The sequence below is a fragment of the Bradyrhizobium sp. CER78 genome (assembly GCF_029846235.1).
In the GTDB taxonomy this organism is placed as follows: domain Bacteria; phylum Pseudomonadota; class Alphaproteobacteria; order Rhizobiales; family Xanthobacteraceae; genus Bradyrhizobium.
In genome coordinates this window covers 22,234-48,725 of record NZ_JARVWP010000010.1, presented here as the reverse complement: position 1 = coordinate 48,725, position 26,492 = coordinate 22,234, and the positions used below count along the sequence as shown (strand labels likewise).

Below are 26,492 nucleotides of genomic sequence, written 5' to 3'. Positions count from 1 at the left end.
ACACGGAGCGAAACGTCCATGTCCACCTCAGCCCAGTTCGACTTTGCACCACTGCTTCCGGCCGGCCTGCCCGCGCCGGCTGCGCGCTGGACCGGGCTCGCCAAATACAGCTTCGTCGGCGGCAACAACGATCCCGACCAGGTCCCGGTCGACGGGCTGCTGGAAGCGGTCAACGCCGTGCTGAAGCGCGAGGGCAGGAATCTGGCGACCTACAATCTCGCGCACGGGCCGCAGGGCTATCTGCCGCTGCGCCAATTCCTAACCGAGAAGCTGAAGCGCGATGCCGGGATAGCCTGCACGCCGGACGAGATCATGATCGTCTCCGGCTCGCTGCAGGCGCTCGATCTGGTCAATCAGACGCTGCTTGCCAAGGGCGACACCGTGCTGATCGAGCAGGAGACCTATCAGGGCTCGCTGAACCGGCTGACGCGGCTCGGCGTCAACGCGGTCGGCATTCCCCTCGACGGCGAGGGCATCAGGATCGATGCGCTGGCCGCAGCGCTCGCCGATCACAAGCGGCGCGGCATCACGCCGAAATACATCTACACCATCCCGACCGTGCAGAACCCGACCGGCTCGATCCTCCCCGAGGGCCGCCGCGCCGAGATGCTGAAGCTGTCCAAGGAATACGGCGTGCCGATCTTCGAGGATGATTGCTACGCCGACCTGATCTGGAACGGCGAACGGCCGCCTGCGATCTATGCCATGAGCAAGCATGGCGGCGTGATCCACATCGGCTCGTTCTCGAAGTCGATCGCGCCGGCGCTGCGGGTCGGCTTCATCGTCGCGCCCTGGGAGATCATGTCGCGGATGCTGCCGCTGAAGACCGACGCCGGCTCGGGCGCGCTGGAGCAGATGGTGCTGGCGGAATATTGCGCGCCGCATTTTTCGACCCATGTGCCGCGGCTGACCAAGGGCCTGCGCGCAAAACTCGACACGCTGATGGAGGCGCTGAACGAGCAGTTCGGCACCTCGGCGGAATTCGAGGCGCCGAAGGGCGGCATCTTCCTCTGGGTCAAGCTGCCCGACAATGTCGACACGTTGAAGCTCTACCAGGCGGCGCTGGCCGCCGGCGTCTCGATCAATCCAGGCCCGGAATGGTCGACCAGCAAGGCGCATTCCGGCAGCCGGCTCCGCCTCTGCTTCGCCAGCCCTTCGCACGACCAGATCCGCGAAGGCGTCGCCGTGCTCGCCGAGGTGTGTCGCAAGGAGTTCGGCGTGCCCGCGCGCAGCAGCAATGTGGAGAAGCGCGGCTAGCGATCCACGCGCCTACCTCACCGAGAACGGCGCCTGATAGGGCCGGCCGAACGGCACGCCGTTGACCACGGTCTGCACCGGCTTCAGCTGCAGATTGCCGTCGCGCTTGTTGTTGCGGGTGTCGACGAAGGTGACCGGACCCTCGACGAGATCCATGATCGCGACGTCGGCCGGCGCGCCGCGCTGCAACGTACCGATCTTCGGGGTCCGGTTGATGATCCGCGCCGGCACCGAGGTCGCCATCGCGACGACCTGATCCAGCGAGGAGCCCATCGCCAGGAACTTGCTCATCACGTTCGGCAGGAACGGGATGCTCGGCGAGTTGCCCGAGAAGACGTGGATGTCGGAGGAGATCGTGTCGGGCGTGCAGCCCGCCGGAATTGCGATCTCAGCCACCGTGAAATCGAAGCTGCCGCCGCCATGGCCGACATCGAACAGCACGCCGCGCTGCTTGGCCTCGAGCGCCGCCGGCAGCAGCTTGCCGTCCTGCACGATGTTGGTGAAGGCGCCGGACATGTTCGCCGCGCCCGAATAGGCGTGGGTCAGGATATCGCCCGGGCGGAGCAGATTGAGGATGTCGGACATCAACTCCTTGGTCTCGACGCCGCCGATATGCACCATCATCCGCGCCGGCCAGCCGCACATCTCGCAGGCCTGGATGCCGCGCTTCAGCGGCTCGATGCCATGCTTGAAGATGACATTCTCAGACATCCGCACCTTGACCCCGATCAGGAAGTCCGGGTTCTCGGCGAGCGCCATCGCGCAGGCTTCGACCTGGGCGTTGTCGATGTTGTAGAGCTCGGCCACCGGGAAAGCCGACAGGCCGTTATTGGCGATGTGGACGAAGGCGTAGATCCGCGCCCGCGACTGCGCCACGATGAAGCGCCGCAGCGCCGCGAGATTGTTGACGCCGGCATCGCCGGCCGAAACCACCGTCGTGGTGCCCTGGAATTGCACCAGCTCGTCGGCGGGAATGCCGATCGCCGATCCATAGGGGTAGACATGGCAGTGCAGATCGACGAGGCCCGGCATCACCAGCTTGCCCGACGCGTCGATGGTTTTGCTGGCGCGCGCAGCCGGAATCTCGTCCTCGATCGATTCGATAAAGCCCCAGCGGATGCCGATGTCGCGCTTGCCGCGCAGCGACTGGCTGGGATCGATCACGTCGCCGCTCTTGATCACGAGGTCGAACTTGTCGTCCGGCCCCATCGCCGCAGCGGCCGGCCCTGCGATGGCGCTAGCGGCCGCCGATCCCGTAGCCTTCAAAAAATCCCGGCGTGAAAATCCGCTCACGGCAACGTCCCCCCGAACATTGATTTTTATAGCGCGATGATGCGTCGGACGCGGTGGTTACGCAAGGCCACCTGAACAACCGTTCAGAAAACTCCGCCGGTTCCTGAGGAACGTTTCGATGCCTGCACGGTTTCCTCCTCGCATCATTTGAGGAGGATGAAATGAAAAAGATTGGTTTTGTTCTTGCGGCGATCGGTACGCTTGCAGTGGCCATTCCGTCGATCGCGAGCGCCGAGACCGTCGTGATCAAGCGCGGCCATCACCACCACTGGGATCGTGGTTGGGGCGCGCGCGCCGAGATGCGCCATGACCGTGGTTGGCATCGCGGCTGGCATCACGACCATGACCGCACGGTCGTGATCCGGCGCGATCGCTACTAAGGAATCGAGACCGAAGACCTGCAAACACGAAAAGACCGACACAACGGAAGATGGCTCCTCGCGGAGCCATTTTCTTTTCAACATTCGTATCGGATGGTCGACGGCTCAATCCCACGCCGGCGCAAAACCCGGATTGACGCAGCGCATGTCCTTGCGCAGCGCGGCGATTGCCTTGCGATCGTCGTCGTCGAGTCTGAGCTTCAGCGCGTCGAGATTGGCCTGTTGGCTTTCTGCGCGCGAGGCCTTCGGGATCGCCGCAACGCCGCGCTGATCGAGCAGCCATTTCAGCGCCACCTGGGCTGCGGTCGCATCATGCTTGCGGCCGATCTTCGCCAGCGTCTCGTCGGTCGCGAAACGGCCCTGCGCGAGCGGACAATAGGCCACCAGCGGGATCGATTTCGCCGCGAGATATTTTCGCACCGGCGTCTGGTCCAGCATGGCGTGATATTCGATCTGGTTGCAGGCGATCGGCGCCTTGATGTCCTCGACCACGGTCTTGAGCAGCGCGGTGGTGAAATTGGCAACGCCGATCGCGCGAGTGCGGCCTTCTTCCTTCAGCCGCATCAGCGTCTCGAACACGGCCGGCAGCTTCATGGTCTTCGACGGCCAGTGCACCAGGTAGAGATCGACGTGATCGAGCCGCAGCTTGTTCAGGCTCGCGTCAAACGCCTTGCGGATCGCATCTGGCGCCAGGTTCTCGTGCCAGACCTTGGTGGTGACATGCAGATCCTTGCGCGCGACCTTCGCCGCCGCGATCGCCTCTCCGATCGCCTCTTCGTTGCCGTACATCTCGGCGGTGTCGATGTGCCGGTAACCGAGCCCGAGCGCGCTCTCGACCGCCGCACGGCAGGCATCACCCTGCATGCGGAAGGTGCCGAGACCGAGCTGCGGCAGGCTGATGCCCTGTGTTTGCAGATTTTCCATGGATAGCTCCTGACGCGTGGGACGCCGATGAAATCGACGACGTCACGCCAGCAAATCGGCTGTAAGGAATGAAATTGGCAGAACTGCCAAGCGACAGTCTGCCCGCAAACCGGCCCTTCGGGCAAGGCGCCCGGCAATCAAGATGTCGCGACGGGGTTGAAGGCTGACCTAGATATGCTGCGCCATGATCTGGCCGGGCCGCGCGTCCGGCCGCGGCTCGATGTCGACCGACCAGAGATCGTGGTTGTCGACGTCCTTCAGCGTCACCGTCATCACGCCGGTCCTGCCGTCGATGTCGACGCGGCCGAAGAATTGCAGCCCGAAGCACGGCGCGAGGTTGTCGCCCTGCTCGGCCGAACAGCCCTTCTGGTACATCGCCTTCGGGCCGAAGGTGTTGTCGAGCTGGCCCGGCGACCAGGTGCCGGCGTGCAGCGGACCGGAGACGAACTCCCAGAATGGCTCGAACTCCTGGAACACCGCGCGGTTCGGATCATAGTGATGCGCGGCGGTGTAGTGCATGTCGGCGGTGAGCCACACCGTGTTGCGGATGCCGGCGCGTTTCATGAAGGACAGGAGATCGGCGATCTCGTGCTCGCGCCGCTCGGGTGGACCATCGCCGAGCGCGACCGCATCGAGGCTGACCAGGCCGATCGGCAGATCGGCTGCGATCACCTTCCAGGCAGCATCCGACGCCACCAGCTCACGCTTCAGCCAGGCGAGCTGGCTGTCGCCGAGGATGAAGGCCTGATCCGGATCGCCCTGCTTGTTCCAGCTGGAATCGCGGTAGGAGCGCATGTCGATGATGAAGACGTCGAGCAGCGGCCCGTAGGCGATCTTGCGATAGACCCGGCCGTCGCGCTCCGGCATCAGCCGCATCGGCATGAACTCGTGGAAGGCGCGGCGCGCCCGCGCCACCAGGCGCGAGCTGCCGTCCGCGTCGTAGCCAGTCGCATCGGACGTGCCGATGGGCGACCAGTCGTCGGCCACCTCATGGTCGTCCCATTGCGCAAAGACAGGCACTTCGGCGTGGAAGGCGCGAAAATTCTCGTCGAGCCAGTTGTATTTGTAGTTGCCGCGAAACTCATCGAGGCTGTGCGCAACGACGGATTTCTCCTCGGTGACGATGTTGCGCCAGATCTCGCCGTTCGGCAGTGCCTGCTGCGGCGGCACCGTGCAATCCGCATAGATGTGATCGCCGGAATGAATGAAGAAGTCAGGGCGCTCATTCAGCATGGTGCGGTAGCTGCGCAAGCCGCCGCGCGTAGGGTCGATGCCCCAGCCCTGCCCCACGACGTCACCGGACCAGACGAACGAGACCGAGCGGCGGTCGACCGGCGCGGTGCGGAAATGCCCGACGCGGCTTTCGCCGACGAGGCCGTCGCGGTCCTCGAAGCTGATGCGGTAGAACAGGTCCTGGCCCGGCGGCAGGCCATCGAGCAGCAGCTTTGCGGTGAAGTCGCGCTCGGGCAGCGCGTCGGCGGACGCGGTGCGCAGGATGGTGGCGAAGCTCTCGACCGCAGCGCATTCGATGCGCATGCGCGCGGTACGATCGGCGCGGGCCCAGATCACAGCGGAATCGCTTGCGACGTCGCCGGACTGGATGCCCGCGATCGAAGGCCGATCCGCCGCACGGCTCAGATAGGGTCTTGCCAGCGCGCCCAATCCCGCCAGCGCGGCCGTCGACGCCGAGCGCACCAGAAGCTGACGCCTTGTGAGGCCTCGCCGCGTCGCGGAGATCGCAGTCGGCATTCGGTAACCTTCGCCATATCCTGACGAGGGTTTTGCCTGCGCCGTTTGACTCCGGACTTACAGTTTCTTGACTCTCCGCCGACGGTTTTGCGACGGCGGGATGACTCTCGGGGGATGGGATTGGAGCCGCCGCGGCGCTCGGAAAGCTAGACCCGTCATCCTGAGGAGCGCGCTCTTGCGCGCGTCTCGAAGGATGCACGGCCCCGGTCTCACAGCCGGGCCGTCCATCCTTCGAGACGGCGCTGACGCGCCTCCTCAGGATGACGGGTTCGGGTGTTGGCGAGCAAATCCGAGTGAGAACGTCGCCGCGGCTTACCGCTGCCAGTTGCAGATGCCGCCGGTGCGGCACGGCCAGGTTTGGATCCTGGTGTCGCGAGCTTCCGCATTGAGCGGGTTGGAATGCCGGCGCGCGAGCTTGGCGCGAGCCGGAACGTGCGCGACCGGGCGCTTCCGCTCATGCGGCGCCGTCTCACGAGGCTCCGTCACTCTCGTCGTCCGCACGGGCTTCTGTCGCTCGACCTTCGGCTCCTCGACCTTCGGTTCAACGGCCGCATGCTGATCCGAACCGTGATCGGTCTTCGCCTCCACGGGAACCGGCTCGAACTGCGCCGGCGGGCCGAGCGGCTTCGGCGACAGCACGGCGCGGGAGAGGTCAAGGCTAAAGAACTCGCTCGGGCGGTAGTCGTCGGCCAACGCCACGCCGCCCAGAGCCAGGCACGCGGTACAAACGGTTGCAACGAAAACGCTTTTCAGGACCGTCAAAAGGGCCTCCTGAAATCACTCGAACAGAACAGCCATCATGTAGGGACCCGGCCGCGCGAATCCAGCCGCAGGTTGCGGGCAGGGTTACGGGTCAACCAAGGCGGCCGCGGAAAGTTCCCCGGCCTGCCTAAGGCGGGATAAGTTTTGGTTGAATCGGTTTGGCGCGGTCTCGGTTCACCTCTCCCCGTTGGGGAGAGGTCGGATTGCGAAGCAATCCGGGTGAGGCTCTTGCCCTCTCGATAGACCATAACCCCTCACCCGATTTGCTGCGCAAATCGACCTCTCCCAAGGGAGAGGTGAACCTTCGACGCCGTTCCAGCTCAACCTAATCTCATCAGGCTTTAGGAGGGCCCCGTTCCGATGCAATCGGAACCGGGCTCTGGATGCTGTTCTGACACGTTTTCTTCACGCCAGTAGCCACTTCGCCCGAAGACGCTTTGGCCTATTCCGCCGCCTGCGCCAACGGCTGGCCGATCGCGCGCTCCAGCCGCGCGCATTCGGTGCGATAGCGGGCGACGTTGCCTTCCTTGATGTGGCCATAGCCGCGCACGAGGTCTGCAGTCTTCGCCAGCGCCACGAGGCGCGGCAGATCGAGCGGCTTCTTGCCGTCGAGATGACGCAGGATCATCGCCGAATACTCGAGAGGCAATGCGCGCTCCATCTTGCGCTCGGCGGTGTAGCCGAAGATGTCGAACGCGGTGCCGCGCAGGCCCTTCAGCCCCGCCAGCAGGCCGAACGCCTTGAATATCCAGGGACCGAACTCGCGCTTCTGCAAACGCCCGGTGACCGGATCGCGCTGCGCCAGCAGCGGCGGCGCCAGCAGGACCTTCAGACCGGAATTGCCCTCGAACTGCTCCCGCAATGCTTTGCTGAACTCGCCGTCTGAATAGAGCCGCGCGACCTCATATTCGTCCTTGTAGGCCATCAGCTTGAACAGGCCTTTTGCAAAAGCCTCGGTCAGGTCCTGCGAGCCCGGCGCTGCCGCAGCTTCGGCCGAGCGGACGCGCGCGACGTCGTCGACATAGCGCTTGGCGTAGGCCGCATCCTGATAGTCGGCGAGGAACTTGGCGCGGAACGCGATCGCCTCGTCGAGCGTCTTCTTTGCCGGCGCTGTGCCTGCATTCTTGAAGCGCGCGGCGCTGACCACGCGCGGCAGATCGTGCGCGGCAAGCCGGCCCCACGAGAACGCGGTCTTGTTCATCTCGATGGCGGCGCCGTTGAGCTCGATTGCCTTCAGGATCGCCTCCAGCGACAGCGGGATCGCGCCGCGCTGGAACGCGAAGCCGAGCATGAAGGCGTTGGTGGCGATGCTGTCGCCCATCAGCGCGGTCGCAAGCCCGGTGGCATCGAGGATGTCGAGATCGCCAGGCGTCACCGCGCCGTTCAGCGCATCGCGCATCGAGCTGGCCTCGAAATCGATATCGGGATCGATCACGAAGCTCGCGGTCGGCAGCAAATCGGCGTTGACGACGGCGCGGGTGACGCCGCGCTCGGCGCGGCTCAGCGCCGGCACGCTGGTGGCGACGACGAGGTCGCAGCCGAGGATCAGATTGGCATTGCCGGGCGCGATGCGGACCGTGGTCAGCATGTCGGAGGCGGGCGCCAACCGGACATGGCTCATGACCGCGCCGTTCTTCTGCGACAGGCCGGTGAAGTCGAGCGTCGAGCAGGCGAGCCCTTCGACATGCGCGGCCATGCCGAGCAGCGCGCCGATGGTGATCACACCCGTGCCGCCGATGCCGGTGATCAGGATGTTGTAGGGGCCAGCCAGCGCGGCCGCGGGCGGCGCCGGGAGGTCGGCGAACAACGCCTTGGGATCGGCGGCGGTGCGGTCAGCCTTGCGCAGCTTGGGATCCTGCACCATCACGAAGCTCGGGCAGAAGCCCTCGATGCAGGAGAAATCCTTGTTGCAGTTCGACTGATCGATGCGGCGCTTGCGGCCGAGCTCGGTTTCCAGCGGCTGCACCGAGACGCAGTTCGACGCCACCGAGCAGTCGCCGCAGCCTTCGCAGACGCGCTCGTTGATGAAGACGCGCTTGGCCGGATCGGGAAACATCCCGCGCTTGCGGCGGCGGCGCTTCTCGGCCGCACAGGTCTGGTCGTAGATCAGGACGGTGAGGCCCTCGATCTCGCGCAAGGTGCGCTGCACGGCGTCGAGCTCGCGGCGATGATGGATGGTGGCGCCGGACGGGAAATAATTAGCGGGATATTTGTCGGGATCGTCGGAGACGATCGCGAGTTTCTTGGTGCCCTCCGCCCAGACCTGGTGCGCGATCTGCGACACCGTGAAGCCACCTTCGGCCGGCTGGCCGCCGGTCATCGCGACCGCGTCGTTATAGAGGATCTTGTAGGTGATGTTGACGCCGGCCGCGGCGGCCGCGCGCAGCGCCAGCAGACCTGAATGGGTGTAGGTGCCGTCGCCGAGGTTCTGGAACACGTGCTGTTCGCTGGTGAACGGCGCCTGCCCGATCCAGCTCACGCCCTCCGCGCCCATATGCGAGATGGTCTGGGTGTTGCGGTTCGGCACCGACAGCGCCATGCCGTGACAGCCGATGCCGGCCATGGCGCGGCTGCCCTCGGGAATCTTGGTCGACGAATTGTGCGGGCAGCCCGAGCAGAAATACGGCGTGCGCGACAGCTTCGCGGCGCCCGTGCCCTCGGCCGGACGATCGAACGCCTCGAGTTTTGCCAAACGCTGCTCCAGCAGCGGACTGCGATGGCCGAGCTTGCGCAGCCGCGCCACGACGGCGGCCGCGACCATGGTCGGCGTCAGCTCGCCCTCGCTGGGCAGCAGCGGCGCACCGCTCTCGTCGCGCTTGCCGACCACCGAGGGACGCTTCGATGCGTCCATGTTGTAGAGGATGCGGACCAGCTGGTCCTCGATGAAGCCACGCTTCTCCTCGACGACCAGCACGTCCTGCAGGCCCTCGGCGAAGGCGCGCGCGCCGTTGGCTTCCAGCGGCCAGGTCAGCGCCACCTTGTAGATGCGCAAGCCCAGCGCCTGCGCCTCGGCATCGGTGATGCCGAGATCGGCGAGCGCCTGGCGCAGATCGAGATAGGCCTTGCCGGTCGCCATGATGCCGAGCCGCGCCGGCTTCGAATCCAGCACGATGCGGTCGAACCGGTTGGCGCGGGCGAAGGCGGCGACCGCCTCCATCTTGGGCCCGTGCAGCCTGCGCTCGGCCTCGAGCGGCGGGTCCGGCCAGCGGATTGAAAGCCCGCCCGGTGGCATCTCGAAATCGTCGGGCATGATGATCTTGATGCGATCGGGATCGCTGACGATCGAGGCCGAGCTTTCCACCGTCTCGGAGATCGCCTTGAAGCCGACCCAGCAGCCGGAATAGCGCGACAGCGCGAAACCGAGGATGCCGAGATCGAGATAGTCCTGCAGCGTCGCCGGATTGACCACCGGCATCAGCGCCGAGGCGAACACCTGCTCGCTCTGATGCGCCAGGGTGGAGGACTGGCAGCCATGGTCGTCACCGGCCAGCGCGATCACGCCGCCATTCGGCGAGGTGCCGGCGGAATTGGCGTGCTTGAGCGCATCGAGCGAACGGTCGACGCCGGGTCCCTTGCCGTACCAGATGCCGAACACGCCATCGACCTTGGCGCCGGGGAACATGCCGACCTGCTGGCTGCCCCATACCGCCGTCGCCGCCAGATCCTCATTGAGGCCGGGAACGAAGGCGATGTCGTGCTCTTTGAGGAAGGATTTCGCCCGCCACAGCGCGTGGTCGTACATGCCGAGCGGCGAGCCGCGGTATCCGGAGATGAAACCGGCGGTGTTCAGCCCGTGCGCGCGGTCGCGTTCGCGCTGCAACATGGGCAATCGGACCAGAGCCTGGGTACCGGAGAGAAAAATTCGCTTTGTGTCCAATCGGTACTTGTCGTCCAGTCCAACTTCCATCAACGCCATCAGTCTCGCGCTCCCCTTAGATCCGTCGCGCCGGCCCGAACCGGTCTCATTATCGTGCGCATGATCATGCATCAGCATGCACTGATTTTGTTATGCATGAACAGCCCCGTTCCATGGCCGCAGAACATATCTCATGTTGCGAGTGAGGCTGGTCGCTCTGCGAGGCCTTGGTGCTCTGCGAGGCCTTGTTGCTCTGCGAGGCCTTGCCGAACCCCGACATCTTTGAAACGGTGGCGCGCAAAGGGAGACCAAGGATGATTAAAGTCGAATCCGCGTTCACCACGGAAATCGTGGAGAAGGACAATCTGCTAGTGGGTCCCTGGCGCAGCCCGAAGCAGATGCTGCAGGCCCAGACCTACGACTCCCACGCTTCGATTCACGACGATGCAACCGCCCAGAAGCTCGGCTTCCGCGGCGGCACAATCGAGGGACCGACCCATTTCAGCCAGTTCGCGCCGCTCGGCGAGCGAATCTGGGGCCGCGCCTGGTTCATGACCGGGTGCCTGTCCGCGCATTACCGTAACCCGGTGTTCGAGGGCGAAGAGGTGCAGGCCCAGATCGAGAAGCCGAAACCGGGCCAGACCGTTTGCACGATCGGCATGATCAAGCGCGACGGCACCGAGATCCTGCGTGGTACCGCCTCGATCGACGGCGATGGCACCGAGACCGCGCTCAGCCACCGGCTCGGCGAACTGAAGCCGCTGACCGATCCGGTCATCCTCGCCGACATCAAGGTCGGCATGAAGACGCCGCGGCAGGCGATCAAGATGGATTTCGACCAGAACATGGGCGATCTCTACCCGTTCTCGCTGACCGACAAGCTCAAGGCGATTACCGAACCTTCGGACTATTATTCGCTGGAGTACAATCCCTGGGGCCGCGCCATCATCCCGATGGAGATGCTGAGCGTGCTGTTCCAGTACCGCGCGCGCGAGGACCGGCTGCCCGTTCGTGGCCCCGCCGTCGGGCTGTTCGCCGATCAGGAGATCCGGCTGCTGCGCGGGCCGCTCTTCCCCGGCGAGACCTATTGGGTCGAGCGCGAGGTCGTCGCCCTTTCGGGCAGCAAGCGCACCGAGAGCATGTGGGTGCGCTCGACCGTATTCGACGCCGACAACGCCGTGGTCGCGACCATGCTGCTGAACGGCGCCAGCATGAAGGACTCCTACGCCAACTATGAGAGCGAGCACAAAGCCCTCTACGGCTGAAGCGACAGCCGCCTCCCGACAACGCTTATCTTGCAAGCCGCCGAAACAAGGACAACAACAATGGCCCGCCTGCCCTATCTCGAAGCCGATCAGGTCGCACCTGAGTATCGCGACATGCTCAAGCGCAACACCAACCTGCACAAGCTGCTGGTAAACTCGCCGGACATGGCACGCGCCTTCAACGGCATCGGCGGCTACATCCGATTCAAGAGCAAGCTCGACCCGCGGCTGCGCGAGCTCGCGATCCTGCAGGTCGGCTGGCTGGAGAAGTCCGAGTACGAGTTCACCCACCATGTGAAGATCGGCAAGGAGTTCGGCGTCACCGACGAGGATATCAAAGGTCTGATGGCAGAGACCGACGGCAAGCCGTCGCAGCTCGACCCCTTGGCGAAAGCGATCCTCAGGGGCGCCCGCGAGATGGTGCGCGAGCTCGCGATGTCGGAGGCGACCTTCGCCGAGATCAAGCAGCAGCTGTCCGACGAGCACATGACCGACCTCGTTCTGACCATCGCGTTCTATTGCGCCGTGGTGCGCGTGCTCGCCACCATGCAGATCGACAACGAGCCCACCTACAAAGAGGTACTGCAGCAGTACCCGATCCCGGGAGTGAAGTGACATGCGCCTGCAAGATCGCGTCGCCATCGTCGTCGGCGCCGGCCAGAGCCCCGGCGAGGGCATCGGCAACGGCCGCGCCACCGCACTGACCTTCGCGCGCGAAGGCGCCAAGGTGCTGTGCGTCGATCACAATCTGGATTCGGCGCAGGAGACCGTCGACCTGATCGCAGCCAAGGGCGGCACGTCAGTCGCCTTCAAGGCCGATGTCACCAAAAATGCCGACATCAAGGCGATGGTGGCGGATGCGCATGGCCGCTGGGGCAGCGTCGATATCCTGCACAACAATGTCGGCGTCAGCCTCTCCGGCGGCGATGCCGAGCTGCTCGACATCACCGAGGAGGCGTTCGACCGCTGCGTGGCGATCAACCTGAAGAGCTGCATCCTCGCCGCCAAGCATGTGATCCCGATCATGCGCCAGCAGCAGCGCGGCTCGATCATCAACATCTCGTCGATGGCCGCGATCACGACCTATCCCTACGTCGCCTACAAGGCGACCAAGTCGGCGATGATCGCCTTCACCGAACAGCTCGCCTACCAGAATGCGCCATATGGCATTCGCGCAAACGTGATCCTGCCGGGATTGATGAACACGCCGATGGCCGTGGACACGCGCGCACGCGAGTTCAAGAAGAGCCGCGCCGAGGTCGAGGCCGAGCGTGACAGCAAGGTGCCGCTGCGTCACAAGATGGGCACCGGCTGGGATGTCGCCAATGCGGCGCTGTTTCTCGCCTCCGATGAAGCGAACTTCGTGACCGGTGTCACGTTGCCGGTCGACGGCGGTGCAAGCGTGCGGCGTGGTTAATCAGCCGCTTTAACCCGGTTAATCCTGGCGGATTAACCTATGTGACCACGCGCGGTTAATCTATGTGACGCAATCACGCGCTATTGCACCGCAATGATTCGAAAAAATTGAAATATTCCAATGACACGGCGATGTGACGGCGCGTCCACATAAATCGAAATCCTGACTCGTTGTGGTCGCACGAAATTCATCTGCGCTCTGTATCTCGCACGCCAAGAACTTCTGGAGTGCCTGGACCAATGAGCGAAGAATTCGAACTCAGACCCGATCAGTGGGATGCGCTGAAAGCGTTGCGGGCTCCCGCAGCAAACCCGTCACGGCTGAACCGGTTTGCCGTCGAGAGCCTGATCACGCTCGGTTATGTCGCAGTACGAGGCGACGCGTTTGAGCTGACGCCCGCGGGCCGCAAGGTCCTGGTCCGCGGCTCCTCACTTCTGCTGCTCGATATCGCAGCCTGATTCTTTCGAAGCTGACACGAACGAGAGCTCCAGTTTTGATTCGATCAAAACCGAAGCTCTCGTTTCTCGTTTTTTTACGCGTTTTCTTCACGCGAACCGGTATCCACTTCGCTCGAAAATGCTCTGCACACGCGGCATCATGCCGCGTGTGCTTTTCCAGGGATGGTCGCCTCGCCGTGCTGCGTCAGCGGCTTCATGCCGGTGACGGTGCGCAGCAGCACATAGAACACCGGCGTCAGGAACAGGCCGAACACCGTGACGCCGATCATGCCGGAGAACACCGCGACACCCATCGCGCGCCGCATCTCCGAGCCCGCGCCGGTCGACAGCACCAGCGGCAACACGCCCATGATGAACGCCATCGACGTCATCAGGATCGGCCGCAGCCGCAGCCGGCTCGCCTCGATCGCGGCGCGGATCGGTGAACGCCCGGCGAATTCGAGCTCGCGCGCGAATTCGACGATCAGGATCGCGTTCTTGGCCGACAATCCGACCAGCACGATCAGGCCGATCTGGGTGAACACGTTGTTGTCGCCCTTCGACAGCCAGACGCCGAACATCGCGGCCAAGAGCCCCATCGGCACGATCATGATGATCGAGAGCGGCAGCGCCAGGCTCTCATAGAGCGCGGCGAGCACCAGGAACACCAAGAGGATCGCGAGCGGGAACACCCAGATCCCAGAATTGCCGGCGATGAACTCCTGATAGGTCAGGTCGGTCCATTCGAAGGCGAAGCCGGGCGGCAGCACCTCGGCCGCGATCCGCGTCGCCGCCTCCTGCGCCTGACCGGAGGAATAGCCCGGTGCGGCTGCGGCATTGATGTCAGACGACAGGAAGCCGTTGTAGCGGATCGCACGCTCCGGACCCGCGCTCTGGCGGACCTTCAGCAAGGCCGACAGCGGCACCATGTCGCCGGACGACGAGCGCACCTTCAACTGCCTGATGTCGTCGGCGCGCGCGCGGAATGGCGCGTCCGCCTGCACATAGACCGAATAGGTGCGGCCGAATTTGTTGAAGTCGTTGACGTAGTAGGAGCCGAGATAGATCTGCAGCGTATTGAAGACCTCGGTGACGGGCACGCCGAGCTGCAACGCCTTGGTGCGATCGATGTCGGCGAACAGCTGCGGCACGTTGACCTGGAAGCTCGAGAACACACCGGCGATCTCCGGCGCCTTCTGCATCGCCGTCATGAACGCCTTGGTGGCGTCGTTCAGCGCCTCATAGCCGAGGCCGGCGCGGTCCTCGATCTGCAGCTTGAAGCCGCCGATGGTGCCGAGGCCGTTGACCGGCGGCGGCGGGAACATGGCGATGAAGGCATCCTGGATGCCGGCATATTTCTTGTTGAGCGCCGCCGCGATCGCCGGACCCGAGAGCGAGGGATCCTTGCGCTCGTCGAACGGCTTCAGGGTCGAGAACACGATGCCGGCATTCGAGGAGTTGGTGAAGCCGGAGATCGACAGGCCGGGGAACGCCACCGAGCTTTCGACACCCGGCTGGGTCAGCGCGATGTCGCTCATCTTGCGGATCACTTCCTCGGTGCGATCGAGCGTGGCGCCATCGGGCAGACGGGCAAAACCGACCAGGTATTGCTTGTCCTGGCCCGGCACGAATCCACTCGGCACCTGCTTGAACAGCACGCCGGTGAGGCCGATCAATAGCACGTAGAGGCCGATCACCACGGCCTTGCCATAGATCACCTTGGTGACGGTACGGCCGTAGTTTTCGGAGGACTTGGTGAAGACCTTGTTGAAGCCGCGGAAGAACCAGCCCAGCGACTTTTCCATGACCCGGGTCAGCCAGTCCTTCGGCTCGTGATGCCCCTTCAGCAGCAGCGCCGACAGCGCCGGCGACAGCGTCAGCGAGTTGATCGCCGAGATCACGGTCGAGATCGCAATCGTCAGCGCGAACTGCTTGTAGAACTGCCCGGTGAGGCCGGAGATGAACGCGAGCGGCACGAACACCGCGATCAAGACCAGCGCGATCGCGATGATCGGGCCCGACACTTCGCGCATCGCCTGGTTGGTGGCGTCGCGCGGCGACAGACCGGATTCGATGTTGCGCTCGACGTTCTCGACCACGACGATGGCGTCGTCGACCACGATGCCGATCGCGAGCACCAGGCCGAACAGGCTGAGCGCGTTGATCGAGAAGCCGAACACATGCATCACCGCGAAGGTGCCGACGATCGACACCGGCACCGCGATCAGCGGAATGATCGAGGCACGCCAGGTCTGCAGGAACAGGATCACGACCAGCACGACGAGCGCGATCGCCTCGAGGAGGGTGTGGATGACGGCCTCGATCGAGGAGCGCACGAACTGCGTCGGATCGTAGACGATCTGGTACGACACGCCTTCCGGCATGTTCTTCTTGATCTCGGCCATCGTCGCGCGGACATGGTCGGAGATCTCCAGCGCGTTCGATCCGGGCGCCTGGAAGATCGGGATCGCGACCGCCTGCTTGTTGTCGAGCAGCGAGCGCAGGCCGTATTCGGAGGCACCGAGCTCAATCCGCGCGACGTCGCGCAGCCGCACCACCTCGCCGGCCGAACCGGTCTTGACCACGATGTCGCCGAACTGTTCCTCGGTCGACAGCCGTCCCTCGGCGTTGACGGAGAGCTGGAGGTCGATGCCCTTGACGCTGGGCGAGGAGCCGACCACGCCGGCGGCAGCCTCGACGTTCTGGGCCTGGATCGCGCGCACGACGTCGCTCGCGGTCAGGCTATGTTCGGCGGCCTTCTGCGGATCGACCCAGACCCGCATCGAATAATCGCCGGCGCCATAGAGCTGGACATCGCCGACGCCGTCGATCCGCGCCAACCGATCCTTGACGTTGAGCACCGCGTAGTTACGCAGATACGTCATGTCGTAGCGGTTGTTCGGCGAGAGCAGATGCACGACCATGGTGAGGTCGGGCGAGCTCTTCTTGGTGATGATGCCGAGCTGGCGCACCACGGCCGGCAGGCGCGGCTCGGCCTGCTGCACGCGGTTCTGCACCAATTGGGTCGCCTTGTCGGGGTCGGTGCCGAGCCGGAACGTCACCGTCAACGTCATCGCGCCGTCGGTGGTCGCCTGGCTCGACATATAGAGCATGCCTTCGACGCCGTTGATCTGCTCCTCGATCGGGGTTGCCACCGTCTCGGCGATCACCTTCGGATTGGCGCCGGGATAGGTCGCGCGCACCACGACCGACGGCGGCACCACGTCGGGATATTCCGAGATCGGCATCGCCACCAGCGAGATCAGGCCGGCCAGGAAGATCAGGATCGATAGCACGCCGGCAAAGATCGGCCGGTCGATGAAGAATTTTGAGAGATTCATGGCTCCGCCCCCGCATGCAGCGCCTAGCGCTGCACGACGTGCTGGTTGGTTTCAGTGGATGCCTGCTGCATACCGCGCGCGCCCATCTCGGCGACTTCCATCTTCAGGAGGGCGCCGGGGCGCACGCGCTGCAAGCCGTTGACGACGATGCGGTCGCCGGATTTCAGGCCGGCGGTGACGATCCGCAGGCCATCGACCGCGCCGCCGAGCGTGACGGAGCGATAGACGGCGCGGCTGTCGTCGCCGACAAGCATGACGAACTTCTTGTCCTGGTCGGTGCCGATGGCGCGCTCGTCGATCAGCACCAGGGTCTGCTGCTTGGGCTGGCCCATGCGCACGCGCGCGAACTGTCCGGGGATCAGGCGGCCGTCGTCGTTCTTGAACACGGCGCGGACGCGGATCGTGCCGCTCTGCCCGTTGACCTGGTTGTCGATCAGCTGGATATGCCCCTTGGCGCTGAGGCCGCCCGAGGTCACCATGTCGACCGGGATCTGATCGAGATTGCCGCGCTTGCCGGAGGCATCCGCGATCGAGTTCAGCGCGCGCAGCACGACTTCCTCGTCCGCATCGAAGCTCGCATAGATCGGATTGACCGAGACCAGCGAGGTCAGCACCGGCGAAGACGTCCCTGCCGCGACGAGATTGCCGACCGTCACCTCGATCCGGCCGACCCGGCCGTCGACCGGCGCGCGGACCTCGGTGTAATCGAGATTGAGCTTTGCAGTCTGCAGCGCGGCTTCGGCGGCCTTGACGTTGGCGATCGCCTCGCGATTGGCGTTGTCGCGCTGATCGAAGTCGCGCTTGGTCACGATGTTGTTGCCGACCAGCTGTGCGCCGCGCTCGACCTCGCTCGTGGTGAACACGACGCGGGCCTTGGCGGCCTCGAGCTGCGCCTGGGCCCGGTCGACCTCGGCCGCGTAAGGCGCGGGGTCGATCTTGAACAGGATGTCGCCGGACTTCACCAGCGCGCCCTCGGTGAAGTTGGTCGAGAGGATTGCGCCGGCCACCCGCGGCCGAAGCTGGACGCGGTCGACGGCCTCGAGCCGGCCCGAGAAGTCATCGAACAGGGTAGTCGGGCGGGGCTGGATCACGGCGACGGTCACCGGCACCGCGGGTTCGGGGGCCGCGGCGGCAGCCGTCGCCTGCGCGGCATGGAAATAATGGCCGGTCGCGATCGAACCGGCGACGGCCAGGGCGCCAACGATTACGACACCGCCGACGACGCGTCGGAACCGGCCGGAACGGGGATTTTGGGTTGACGAGGGCATTCACGCGCTCCAGATATCTGTAGTGTTCGCTACAAATGTGGAGCTGGACGCCGGTTCGCAAGATACTTATGTATCGAGCACTACGAATAATTATCTCATTCATGGGGAAATGGGAAGTCGCGGGAAAAACATCACGTGCAACAAGAGGATAAGCCAGGGACAATCCGTCACAGAAGCGGCACCTGGCTTACGGAGTAACGACAAATGGGAATGGGACGCCCCCGCGCCTTTGACGCGGACGCCGCTTTGGACCGGGCCATGGACGTGTTCTGGCGCCACGGATACGAGGGCGCGACGATCGCGCAGCTCACCGAGGCGATGAGCATCAATCCGCCGAGCCTGTATGCCGCCTTCGGCAGCAAGGAAGGCCTGCTGAAGGCTGCGCTCGACCGCTACACCGAAAAGCGCGACGCCTGGATGGACAGGGTGCTCAACGCCGCGACCGCGCACGAGGTCGCCGAACGATTTCTGATGGAGCATGCGGACGCCCAGACCGACCCCGCCAACCCGCCCGGCTGTCTGCTGGTCCAGGGCGGCCTTGCCTGCGGCACCGGCTCGGCGAACGTTCCGTTCGAACTGGCGGCGCGCCGCACCCGCACCGAGGACCAGTTGCGCGAACGCTTTGTCCGCGCCAAGGCCGAACATGACCTCGGCGAGAGCGTCGATCCAGCCACGCTTGCGCGCTATCTCTCCGCGGTGACTTCGGGCATGTGCGTGATGGCCTCATCGGGCGCGAATCGCGAGACCCTGCGCGAGATCGCGGCGGTGTCGCTGAAGGCATTCGAGGAGCAGACGAAAGGATAGAGTAAGTTCACGTCAAGCGCATGCGAGCTCCAACGGGGTTGGGAGTGACCGGCGATGAACCATTGGACCGGCCGGCTGCCAGGTCTCGACACGCTCCGTCGATATCAAGGGGCTTGGCTTCCACACGACATCTTCGCCGGGCTTGTGCTCGCGACCATGCTGGTCCCGGTCGGCATCGCCTATGCGGAAGCGTCGGGCTTGCCCGGCATCTACGGACTTTACGCGACGATCATCCCGCTCCTCGCCTATGCCCTGTTCGGGCCGAGCCGTATCCTCGTCCTCGGACCGGACTCGGCGCTTGCGGCCATCATCCTGGGCGTCGTCGCTCCGCTGTCGGGCGGCGATCCCATGCGCGCGGTAACCTTGGCCGCCATGATGGCGATCGTCTCCGGAACGATATGCATCGTGGCGGGCTTCGCGCAGTTGGGCTTCCTCACTGAGCTTCTCTCCAAGCCGATCCGCTATGGCTACATGAACGGAATCGCGCTGACGGTGCTGATCAGCCAGCTGCCGAAGCTGTTCGGCTTCTCCATCGACGGCGACGGACCGCTGCGCAGCCTTTGGGCGATCGTCGGCGCGATCGTCGACGGAAAGACAAATTGGGTTGCTCTCGCGATCGGCCTTGCGACGTTGGCGGCGATCCTGCTGCTCGCGCGGAACAAGCGGTTGCCGAGCATTCTGATTGCCGTCGTTGCGGCGACGGTCGTCACCGGCGTGCTCGGTCTCGGGGCAAGCTATGGCGTGAAGGTTCTAGGGCAGCTTCCCGAGGGCCTGCCGGGATTCGCCATCCCCTGGATCGGCCACGGCGATATCGTGCAGGTGCTGATCGGCGGTTGCGCGGTCGCGCTGGTGTCATTCGCCGACACCAGCGTGCTCTCGCGGTCCTATGCGGCAAGATTGGGAGATCGCGTCGATGCCAACCAGGAGATGGTGGGGCTCGGCGCAGCCAATCTGGCGGCCGGATTTTTTCAGGGCTTTCCGATCAGCAGCAGCAGCTCGCGCACGCCCGTCGCTGAAGCTGCCGGAGCGCGCACCCAAGTGACCAACGTCATCGGCGCACTTGCCATCGCCCTTCTGCTGCTAGTGGCGCCGAATCTGCTCCAGCACCTGCCCAACGCCGCATTGGCGGCCGTCGTCATCGCCGCCGCGATCAGCCTGTTTGAGATCAGCGACCTCAAGCGAATCTACCGCATTCAGCAGTGGGAGTTCTGGTTATCGGTGGTCTGTTTTGTCGGCGTGGCCGTGCTGGGCGTGATTCCGGGAATAGGCCTCGCCATCGCGCTCGCCATCATCGAGTTCCTGTGGGACGGCTGGCGGCCGCATTCCGCCGTGCTCGGTCGCGCCTCCGGCGTGAAGGGTTATCACGACATCACACGATATCCGAGCGCGCGTCAGGTCCCGGGGCTGGTGCTGTTCCGGTGGGATGCGCCGCTGTTCTTTGCCAATGCCGAGTTCTTTAGGGAACGCGCACTGGACGCCGTGGCGAAATCTCCGACGCCGGTGCGCTGGCTGGTGGTCGCGGCCGAGCCGGTCACCAGCGTCGACGTGACCGCCGGCGACGTTCTCGCCGAGCTGGACGAGGCATTGCACGCACAGAAGATCGAGCTGTGCTTTGCCGAGCTCAAGGATCCCGTGAAGGACAAGCTGAAGAAATTCGGCCTGTTGGCGCGGCTCGGCGAGACCAGCTTCTTCCCGACCATCGGCGTCGCCGTGTCGCGCTACCTCGAGATCAATGCCGACGTGACCTGGGAGGATTGGGAAGACCGGGCCGAAGCCTAGGTTCAATCCCAGCCGTCCGGGCGATCACCACATCGTCTGCCGCGCGCGCTCCGGCCATTCCCGATCGTACTTCTCGCCGCCGACCCTGTGCTCGCTCATCTCGGCAAGGATCTGGCCCGGCGTCGGCAGGGTTGCCGGATCGATTCGCTTGTCCGGATTCCAGAGGTCGGAGCGCACGATCGCGCGGGCGCACTGGAAGTAGATCTCCTCCACGTTCATCACAATGACAGTGCGCGGCGCCTTGCCTTCCATCTTGAAGGAAGCCAGCAGCTCCGGCTCGGCCGTGACATAGGCGCGGCCATTGACGCGCAGCGTGCTGCCGGAGCCCGGGATCAGGAACAGCAGCCCGACGCGGGGATCGCGCACGATGTTGCGCAGCGAATCGCAGCGATTGTTGCCGCGGCGATCCGGCATCATCAGCGTCTTCGCATCATGAATGCGCACGAAGCCCGGCAGGTCGCCGCGCGGCGAGCAATCGAGCCCCTCGGGGCCCGAGGTCGCGAGCGACACGAACGGCGATTTCTCGATGAGCACACGATAGAGCGGCGTCACGTGATCGGCGACCTTCACGGTCGACGCATCGTTCGGGAAACCGTAGATCGCCTCAAGCTGCTCGATCGTAGAGATCACCGACATCAGTGCTGTTCTCCTTTGTGGCTAGGTTCTTGTTTCGACGCGTTTTCTTCACGCGAACCGGCATCCACTTCGCTCGAAAACGCTTTATTCGTCCCAGCGTTCGCCCTTGATGATGCGGACAAGCTGTCGCGCGTGATATTCGGCGGTGCCGGAATTGACGATGGTGAAATCGGGCGTCGAGGTGCTTTCGTCGACGGTGCGGGCCAGCCGCTGCGCGAGCAGGCCGTCGCTGCTGCGGGCCCGCATCGAGAGCCGGGCGGCCAGCACGTCCGGCGGCGCCGTGACCAGCACGACAACGGCACTGGCGTAGTTGCGGCGCGCCGCCGCGATCACCGTGCGCGAGACGTTTGCGACCACGGTGCGCCCGGCGCGGATATCGTCGTTGATGGCCCGCGACAGCGCATAGCGATGGCCATGCGCTTCCCAATGCATGGCGTAGTCGTCGCTAGCGGCCGCGCGCTGGAAGGCCTCCGCGCCGATCTCCTCATTGTCTTCCGACGCCGAGGCCTGGCGGGTGATCAGCCGGCGGGGAAACACGATCCCGCGATCATCGGCGCAGGCCGCTTTCGCGAGCCCAAGCAGCGTATCCTTGCCGGCGCCGCTCGGGCCGACCACCAGGATCAACCGGCCCGGCCCGATCGCAGTGCGCTGCTCGGCGATCACGGACGCATCGGTCACGCGACCCTCCCCCCTTCGCGCCAGACGCTGCGCACGACAGGCAGATCGCGCGCGACGTGCACGCGGATCAGGTCGGCGCGCCGGCCGACCGCGATCTCGCCGCGATCGGAGAGGCCAACCGCTTCGGCCGGTGTCTTGGTCACGGTGCGGACAGCGGAGGCGAGATCGATCGCAGGCACATGCCGCGGCAGTTGCAGCGCCGCCATCAAGAGGCTGGACGGGATGTAGTCCGACGACAGGATATCGAGCATACCCTCATTGGCGAGATCGACCGCTGCGATGTTGCCGGAATGCGAACCGCCGCGCACCACGTTCGGCGCACCCATCAGGATGTCGATGCCGGCGGCGTGCAAGCCCCGCGCGGCTTCCATCGTGGTCGGGAATTCCGCCACCGCGACCTTGTCGTTGACGGCGTCGACCACGTTCTCATCCGTGGTGTCGTCGTGGCTCGCCAGCGGGATCTTGTATTCATGCGCCAGCGCGACGATCGCGCGGGTGTTCGCGACAGCATATTCCTTCTGATAGGCGAAGCGCCGCGCGAACAGCACGTCGAGCTGGGCGTCGGTCATGCCGCCGCCCTTGCCGCGGTAGTAGTCGCGCAGCTTGACCTCATCGCGGAACTGGCGCTGGCCCGGCGTATGGTCCATCAGCGACATCAGCCGCACGTCCGGCCGGTCGATCAGCTCCTTGGCCTCGGCGACGACGTCAGGCATCGGCACCTCGCAGCGCAGATGCAGGAAGTGATCGGCGCGCAGCAGGTCCTCTTCGCGCGCGGCTGTGATCGCCGCCGCCAGCACGCCGGCGCGGCCGTCGACGTCCTCGGCGCCGTCCTCGCGCCAGACCCGCAGCGAATCCAGCACCGTGGTGATGCCTGAGGTCGCGAGCTGCCCGTCATAGGAGATCACGGCGGCGACCGGGTTCCAGAACACCTTCGGCCGCGGCACGTAGTGCATCTCGAGATGGTCGGTGTGCAGCTCGATCAGGCCGGGCATCAGGAGATCGCCACCGGCGTCCTCGGCAGCCCCGGGCGCCCTGCCCTCGCCGAACTCGGCGATCTTGCCGTCAGAAATCGCGACCCAGCCCTGCTCGATCACGCGATCGGCGAGGACCAGCCGGGCGTTGCCGATGATGGTGTCTTGCTTGGCGGTCATTTCAAACGGTCCTTCAGGCAGCGGCAGCGAACGAGGTCACATCGACGATGCGATCGGCAATCAGATGCCGGATTTCGTCGTCATGGACAATCGCGACCATCGCGACGCCCTTGGTCTTTTTCTCCGCAATCAGCTCGACCACCACTGCGCGATTCGCCGCATCAAGCGAAGCGGTCGGCTCGTCCAGCAACAGGATCGGCAGGTCCGAGATGAAGCCGCGCGCGATGTTGACGCGCTGCTGCTCGCCGCCGGAGAAGGTGGAGGGCGGCAAGGTCCACAGCCGCTCCGGAATGTTGAGCCGGCGCAGCAGTTTGCCGGCGCGCTCGCGGGCTTCCTCGCGCGCCGCGCCGTTGACGATCAAGGGCTCGGCGACGACGTCGATGGTCGCCACCCGCGGCACCGCACGCAGGAACTGGCTGACATAGCCGATGGTGGAGCGGCGGATGCTCAGCACCTGGCGCGGCTCGGCGATGGCGAGGTCGATCACCTTGCCGTGGTGGCGGATGCCGATCCGGCCGCTGTCGCAGCGATAGTTGCCGAAGATCATCTTCAGGATCGAGGATTTGCCGGCGCCCGACGGGCCCGACAGCACGACGCATTCGCCGGCTATGACGTGGAATGACACGCCGCGCACCACGGGCAGTTCGACGCCACCTTGCAGATGCATGGTGAAGGTCTTCTCGGCGTTGGCAAGTTCGATCATCGCGGTCATTGGCAAGCTCATGGCGGCAGAATCGAGGAAACGAGCAGCTGGGTATAGGGCTCGCGGGGATCGTCGAGCACCTGGTCGGTGAGGCCGGTCTCGATGACGCGGCCGCCCTTCATCACCATCACGCGATGCGACAGCAGGCGCGCCACCGCGAGATCGTGGGTGACGACGATAGCGGCAAGGCCGAGCTCGCTCACCAGATTGCGCATCAGGTCGAGCAGGCGCGCCTGCACCGATACGTCGAGACCTCCGGTCGGCTCGTCCATGAACACCAGCCGCGGCTCGGTGACAAGGTTGCGCGCGATCTGCAAGCGCTGCCGCATGCCGCCGGAATAGGTCTTCGGCGCATCGTCGATGCGGCCGACATCGATCTCGACCCGATCGAGCCAGGTCGACGCAGTGTCGCGGATTCGGCCATAGTGATTCCAGCCGACCGCCATTAGCCGCTCGCCGACATTGGCGCCGGCCGAGACGCCCATGCGCAGTCCCTGCGCCGGGTCCTGGTGCACGAAGCCCCAGTCCGTGCGGAACAGGAAGCGCCGCTCCGCTTCGCCGAGCTCGGCGAGATCGCGCAGCACGCCGTCGCGCATCCGGTAGGACACCCGGCCCGCGCTCGGCGCGAGCTGCGCCGAGAGCAGTTGCAGCAGCGTCGACTTGCCCGAACCGGATTCGCCGACGATCGCCAGCACCTCGCCGGGATAGAGCGCGAACGAGACGTCGCGGCAGGCCGGCAGCCGGCCGTAATTCTTGGCAAGCCCCTCCGCCACCAGCAGCGGCTGGTCGTTGTCGAGGCTCGAAAGCTCAGACATGCGCCTTCTCCTTGTGCGGCGCCGCGCTCTCGGTGCCGTGATGACCGGCGGCCTGGCGTTGCTCGCAGAAGTCGGTATCGGAGCAGACGAACATCCGCCCGCCCTTGTCGTCGGTGACGATCTCGTCGAGATAGGAATTGTCGGCGCCGCACAGCGCGCAGGGCGCGTTGAAGCGATAGCGCGTGAACGGATGATCCTCGAAATCCAGCGACACCACCGTGGTGTAGGGCGGGATCGCGTAGATGCGCTTCTCGCGGCCGGCGCCGAACAGCTGCAGCGCCGCGCAATTGTCCATCTTCGGATTGTCGAATTTCGGCGTCGGCGACGGGTCCATCACGTAGCGCGCGTTGACCTTCACCGGATAGGCGTAGGCGGTCGCGATGTGGCCGAAGCGCGCGATGTCCTCGTAAAGCTTGACATGCATCAGCCCGTATTCGGCGAGCGCGTGCATGCGCCGCGTCTCGGTCTCGCGCGGCTCGAGGAAGCGCAGCGGCTCGGGGATCGGCACCTGATAGACCAGCACCTGTCCCGCATGCAGCGACGCCTCGGGAATCCGGTGCCGGGTCTGGATCACGGTCGCATCCGTGGTCGAGGTCGTGGTCGCAACGCCCGTGGTCTTGCCGAAGAACTTGCGGATCGAGATCGCGTTGGTGGTGTCGTCCGAGCCCTGGTCGATCACCTTCAGCACGTCGTCGGGGCCGAGGATCGCCGCCGTCACCTGCACGCCGCCGGTGCCCCAGCCATAGGGCATCGGCATCTCGCGGCTCGCGAACGGCACCTGATAGCCGGGAATCGCGATCGCCTTGAGGATCGCGCGGCGGATCATCCGCTTGGTCTGCTCGTCGAGATAGGCGAAGTTGTATGTCGGCGCGTTCATTCCGCGGCCTCCTGCAGTTCGACCGCCTGATTGGCCTCGGCGAATTCCTGTCGCAGCTTGCGCAGCAGGCCGAGCTCGGACTGGAAGTCGACGTAATGTGGCAGCTTGAGATGTTCGACGAAGCCGGTCGACTGGACATTGTCGGAGTGCGACATCACGAACTCCTCGTCCTGCGCCGGCGCCCCGGCCTCTTCGCCGAGCTCGCGCGCGCGGAGCGCACGGTCGACCAGCGCCATCGACATGGTCTTGCGTTCGCTCTGGCCGAAGGCGAGGCCATAGCCGCGGGTGAAGCACGGCGCCTCGGTCGTCGAGCCCTTGAACTGGTTGACCATCTGGCATTCGGTCAGCTCGACGGAGCCGAGCGGCACCGCGAAGCCGACATCCTCGGCGAAGAATTCGACCTCGACCTCGCCGAAGCGGATCTCGCCGGCGAACGGGTGGTTGCGCCCATAACCGCGCTGCGTCGAATAGCCGAGCGCGAGCAGGAAGCCCTCGTCACCGCGCGCCAGATTCTGCAGCCGCAGGTCGCGATCGGCCGGGAAGCTCAGCGGCTCACGGGTGAGGTCGCCGACCGGTGCATTGCTATCTGCCTGCGGCGACGTCTCGATCAGGCCGTCGCGGCCGAGAATGTCGGTGACCCGCGGCGTTGCCGCCTGCGACGCCTCGGCGGTCGCCGGCTGCTCCGGCACAAAGCCCTCCGCGAGCTGCGGGTCGAGCAGGCGATGGGTGTAGTCGAAGGTCGGCCCGAGGATCTGGCCGCCAGGAACGTCCTTGAAGGTCGAGGAGATGCGCCGCCGCACCAGCATCTCGCCGGTGTTGACCGGCTCGGTCGCGCCGAACCGCGGCAGCGTGGCGCGGAAGGCGCGAACCAGGAAGATCGCCTCGATCATGTCGCCGCGCGCCTGCTTGATCGCGAGCGCCGCAAGCTCGCGGTCATACAGCGAACCCTCGGTCATCACGCGGTCGACGCCGAGCGCGAGCTGTTCGGAGATCTGCGCCAGCGTCACCTCGGGCACATCGCGATCGCCGCGCCGCTCATGCGCCAGCAGCCGATGAGCATTCTCGATGGCGCGCTCGCCTCCCTTGACGGCTACATACAT

General features: G+C 65.1%; 22 protein-coding genes. 8 read left to right on the top strand and 14 right to left on the bottom strand.

All coding sequences use genetic code 11. The annotated features are described in order from the left end of the window. The first annotated feature begins 18 nt into the window (after positions 1 to 18). Positions 19 to 1,257 (top strand): PLP-dependent aminotransferase family protein, encoded by a 1,239-nt coding sequence (locus QDT69_RS22115; RefSeq protein WP_279708590.1) that lies wholly within the window; start codon positions 19 to 21, stop codon positions 1,255 to 1,257. A gap of 12 nt (positions 1,258 to 1,269) precedes the next feature. Here the strand turns inward: QDT69_RS22115 and QDT69_RS22110 are convergent, their stop codons facing one another. Beyond that, positions 1,270 to 2,550 (bottom strand): amidohydrolase/deacetylase family metallohydrolase, encoded by a 1,281-nt coding sequence (locus QDT69_RS22110; RefSeq protein WP_279708589.1) that lies wholly within the window; start codon positions 2,548 to 2,550, stop codon positions 1,270 to 1,272. A 161-nt stretch (positions 2,551 to 2,711) separates the two neighbouring features. Here QDT69_RS22110 and QDT69_RS22105 point away from each other — a divergent pair, with 161 nt between their 5' ends. Beyond that, on the top strand, positions 2,712 to 2,930 hold the full coding sequence (locus tag QDT69_RS22105; protein WP_146985307.1) for a hypothetical protein: 219 nt from the start codon (positions 2,712 to 2,714) through the stop codon (positions 2,928 to 2,930). A 105-nt stretch (positions 2,931 to 3,035) separates the two neighbouring features. Here QDT69_RS22105 and QDT69_RS22100 read toward each other — a convergent pair whose 3' ends face one another. The 4 genes from QDT69_RS22100 to QDT69_RS22085 form a co-directional block, all read right to left on the bottom strand. Then, the gene (locus QDT69_RS22100) at positions 3,036 to 3,854 is read right to left on the bottom strand and encodes an aldo/keto reductase (protein ID WP_279708588.1); all 819 of its coding nucleotides are present in this window, start codon (positions 3,852 to 3,854) and stop codon (positions 3,036 to 3,038) included. A 168-nt stretch (positions 3,855 to 4,022) separates the two neighbouring features. Beyond that, positions 4,023 to 5,603, bottom strand: a complete 1,581-nt coding sequence (locus QDT69_RS22095) for an alkaline phosphatase D family protein (RefSeq protein WP_279708587.1) — start codon at positions 5,601 to 5,603, stop codon at positions 4,023 to 4,025. Between the two features lie 312 nt (positions 5,604 to 5,915). Beyond that, positions 5,916 to 6,356 (bottom strand): hypothetical protein, encoded by a 441-nt coding sequence (locus QDT69_RS22090; RefSeq protein WP_279708779.1) that lies wholly within the window; start codon positions 6,354 to 6,356, stop codon positions 5,916 to 5,918. Between the two features lie 451 nt (positions 6,357 to 6,807). Then, complete coding sequence (locus QDT69_RS22085; protein WP_279708586.1) at positions 6,808 to 10,281, bottom strand: indolepyruvate ferredoxin oxidoreductase family protein; 3,474 nt, start codon at positions 10,279 to 10,281, stop codon at positions 6,808 to 6,810. Positions 10,282 to 10,535: 254 nt separating this feature from the next. Here QDT69_RS22085 and QDT69_RS22080 point away from each other — a divergent pair, with 254 nt between their 5' ends. From QDT69_RS22080 to QDT69_RS22065, 4 genes are all read left to right on the top strand, one after another. After that, positions 10,536 to 11,486: a hypothetical protein gene (locus QDT69_RS22080; protein WP_279708585.1), complete on the top strand. Its 951-nt coding sequence runs from the start codon at positions 10,536 to 10,538 to the stop codon at positions 11,484 to 11,486. Positions 11,487 to 11,546: 60 nt separating this feature from the next. Continuing rightward, complete coding sequence (locus QDT69_RS22075; protein ID WP_279708584.1) at positions 11,547 to 12,101, top strand: carboxymuconolactone decarboxylase family protein; 555 nt, start codon at positions 11,547 to 11,549, stop codon at positions 12,099 to 12,101. Between the two features lies 1 nt (position 12,102). Continuing rightward, positions 12,103 to 12,903: an SDR family NAD(P)-dependent oxidoreductase gene (locus QDT69_RS22070; RefSeq protein WP_279708583.1), complete on the top strand. Its 801-nt coding sequence runs from the start codon at positions 12,103 to 12,105 to the stop codon at positions 12,901 to 12,903. A 239-nt stretch (positions 12,904 to 13,142) separates the two neighbouring features. Next, the gene (locus QDT69_RS22065) at positions 13,143 to 13,361 is read left to right on the top strand and encodes a hypothetical protein (protein WP_050423097.1); all 219 of its coding nucleotides are present in this window, start codon (positions 13,143 to 13,145) and stop codon (positions 13,359 to 13,361) included. A gap of 137 nt (positions 13,362 to 13,498) precedes the next feature. Here QDT69_RS22065 and QDT69_RS22060 read toward each other — a convergent pair whose 3' ends face one another. Together QDT69_RS22060 and QDT69_RS22055 are read right to left on the bottom strand one after the other, a co-directional pair. Further along, a complete protein-coding gene (locus tag QDT69_RS22060) occupies positions 13,499 to 16,681 on the bottom strand; it encodes a multidrug efflux RND transporter permease subunit (protein WP_279708582.1) in 3,183 nt (1,060 codons plus the stop codon). Between the two features lie 23 nt (positions 16,682 to 16,704). Then, complete coding sequence (locus tag QDT69_RS22055) at positions 16,705 to 17,949, bottom strand: efflux RND transporter periplasmic adaptor subunit (protein WP_279708581.1); 1,245 nt, start codon at positions 17,947 to 17,949, stop codon at positions 16,705 to 16,707. A gap of 204 nt (positions 17,950 to 18,153) precedes the next feature. Between QDT69_RS22055 and QDT69_RS22050 the strand changes: the two genes are divergently transcribed. Both QDT69_RS22050 and sulP read left to right on the top strand, forming a co-directional pair. Next, positions 18,154 to 18,753 carry a TetR/AcrR family transcriptional regulator gene (locus tag QDT69_RS22050; RefSeq protein ID WP_074126218.1) on the top strand — a complete coding sequence of 200 codons (600 nt, stop codon included), beginning with the start codon at positions 18,154 to 18,156 and terminating at the stop codon, positions 18,751 to 18,753. 54 nt (positions 18,754 to 18,807) lie between these two features. Further along, on the top strand, positions 18,808 to 20,532 hold the full coding sequence (gene sulP / locus QDT69_RS22045) for a sulfate permease (protein ID WP_279708579.1): 1,725 nt from the start codon (positions 18,808 to 18,810) through the stop codon (positions 20,530 to 20,532). A gap of 24 nt (positions 20,533 to 20,556) precedes the next feature. Here the strand turns inward: sulP and QDT69_RS22040 are convergent, their stop codons facing one another. The 7 genes from QDT69_RS22040 to QDT69_RS22010 all read right to left on the bottom strand — a co-directional run bounded on the left by QDT69_RS22040 (position 20,557) and on the right by QDT69_RS22010 (position 26,492). Then, a complete protein-coding gene (locus QDT69_RS22040; protein WP_279708578.1) occupies positions 20,557 to 21,168 on the bottom strand; it encodes a pyridoxamine 5'-phosphate oxidase family protein in 612 nt (203 codons plus the stop codon). Between the two features lie 84 nt (positions 21,169 to 21,252). Further along, positions 21,253 to 21,846, bottom strand: coding sequence for a phosphonate metabolism protein/1,5-bisphosphokinase (PRPP-forming) PhnN (phnN, locus tag QDT69_RS22035; protein WP_279708577.1), 594 nt, complete (start codon positions 21,844 to 21,846; stop codon positions 21,253 to 21,255). Next, positions 21,843 to 22,997, bottom strand: a complete 1,155-nt coding sequence (locus tag QDT69_RS22030; protein WP_279708576.1) for an alpha-D-ribose 1-methylphosphonate 5-triphosphate diphosphatase — start codon at positions 22,995 to 22,997, stop codon at positions 21,843 to 21,845. Before QDT69_RS22030 ends, phnN begins: the two co-directional genes overlap by 4 nt. 13 nt (positions 22,998 to 23,010) lie before the next feature. Then, entirely contained in the window at positions 23,011 to 23,709 is a 699-nt protein-coding gene (gene phnL, locus QDT69_RS22025) for a phosphonate C-P lyase system protein PhnL (protein WP_279708575.1), read from the bottom strand. 8 nt (positions 23,710 to 23,717) lie between these two features. Then, a complete protein-coding gene (gene phnK, locus QDT69_RS22020; protein ID WP_050423104.1) occupies positions 23,718 to 24,515 on the bottom strand; it encodes a phosphonate C-P lyase system protein PhnK in 798 nt (265 codons plus the stop codon). Further along, the gene (locus tag QDT69_RS22015; protein WP_279708574.1) at positions 24,508 to 25,392 is read right to left on the bottom strand and encodes an alpha-D-ribose 1-methylphosphonate 5-phosphate C-P-lyase PhnJ; all 885 of its coding nucleotides are present in this window, start codon (positions 25,390 to 25,392) and stop codon (positions 24,508 to 24,510) included. The genes phnK and QDT69_RS22015 overlap by 8 nt, the downstream gene beginning before the upstream one ends. Continuing rightward, the gene (locus tag QDT69_RS22010; RefSeq protein ID WP_279708573.1) at positions 25,389 to 26,492 is read right to left on the bottom strand and encodes a carbon-phosphorus lyase complex subunit PhnI; all 1,104 of its coding nucleotides are present in this window, start codon (positions 26,490 to 26,492) and stop codon (positions 25,389 to 25,391) included. Before QDT69_RS22010 ends, QDT69_RS22015 begins: the two co-directional genes overlap by 4 nt.

Bases quoted from the DNA above. Each gene is read 5' to 3' on its own strand.
- QDT69_RS22115 (WP_279708590.1), top strand. From the start codon at position 19: ATGTCCACCTCAGCCCAGTTCGACTTTGCACCACTGCTTCCGGCCGGC.
- QDT69_RS22105 (WP_146985307.1), top strand. From the start codon at position 2,712: ATGAAAAAGATTGGTTTTGTTCTTGCGGCGATCGGTACGCTTGCAGTG.
- QDT69_RS22100 (WP_279708588.1), bottom strand. From the start codon at position 3,854: ATGGAAAATCTGCAAACACAGGGCATCAGCCTGCCGCAGCTCGGTCTC.
- QDT69_RS22095 (WP_279708587.1), bottom strand. From the start codon at position 5,603: ATGCCGACTGCGATCTCCGCGACGCGGCGAGGCCTCACAAGGCGTCAG.
- QDT69_RS22085 (WP_279708586.1), bottom strand. From the start codon at position 10,281: ATGGCGTTGATGGAAGTTGGACTGGACGACAAGTACCGATTGGACACA.
- QDT69_RS22080 (WP_279708585.1), top strand. From the start codon at position 10,536: ATGATTAAAGTCGAATCCGCGTTCACCACGGAAATCGTGGAGAAGGAC.
- QDT69_RS22075 (WP_279708584.1), top strand. From the start codon at position 11,547: ATGGCCCGCCTGCCCTATCTCGAAGCCGATCAGGTCGCACCTGAGTAT.
- QDT69_RS22070 (WP_279708583.1), top strand. From the start codon at position 12,103: ATGCGCCTGCAAGATCGCGTCGCCATCGTCGTCGGCGCCGGCCAGAGC.
- QDT69_RS22065 (WP_050423097.1), top strand. From the start codon at position 13,143: ATGAGCGAAGAATTCGAACTCAGACCCGATCAGTGGGATGCGCTGAAA.
- QDT69_RS22060 (WP_279708582.1), bottom strand. From the start codon at position 16,681: ATGAATCTCTCAAAATTCTTCATCGACCGGCCGATCTTTGCCGGCGTG.
- QDT69_RS22055 (WP_279708581.1), bottom strand. From the start codon at position 17,949: ATGCCCTCGTCAACCCAAAATCCCCGTTCCGGCCGGTTCCGACGCGTC.
- QDT69_RS22050 (WP_074126218.1), top strand. From the start codon at position 18,154: ATGGGAATGGGACGCCCCCGCGCCTTTGACGCGGACGCCGCTTTGGAC.
- sulP (WP_279708579.1), top strand. From the start codon at position 18,808: ATGAACCATTGGACCGGCCGGCTGCCAGGTCTCGACACGCTCCGTCGA.
- QDT69_RS22040 (WP_279708578.1), bottom strand. From the start codon at position 21,168: ATGTCGGTGATCTCTACGATCGAGCAGCTTGAGGCGATCTACGGTTTC.
- QDT69_RS22030 (WP_279708576.1), bottom strand. From the start codon at position 22,997: ATGACCGCCAAGCAAGACACCATCATCGGCAACGCCCGGCTGGTCCTC.
- phnL (WP_279708575.1), bottom strand. From the start codon at position 23,709: ATGACCGCGATGATCGAACTTGCCAACGCCGAGAAGACCTTCACCATG.
- phnK (WP_050423104.1), bottom strand. From the start codon at position 24,515: ATGTCTGAGCTTTCGAGCCTCGACAACGACCAGCCGCTGCTGGTGGCG.
- QDT69_RS22015 (WP_279708574.1), bottom strand. From the start codon at position 25,392: ATGAACGCGCCGACATACAACTTCGCCTATCTCGACGAGCAGACCAAG.
- QDT69_RS22010 (WP_279708573.1), bottom strand. From the start codon at position 26,492: ATGTATGTAGCCGTCAAGGGAGGCGAGCGCGCCATCGAGAATGCTCAT.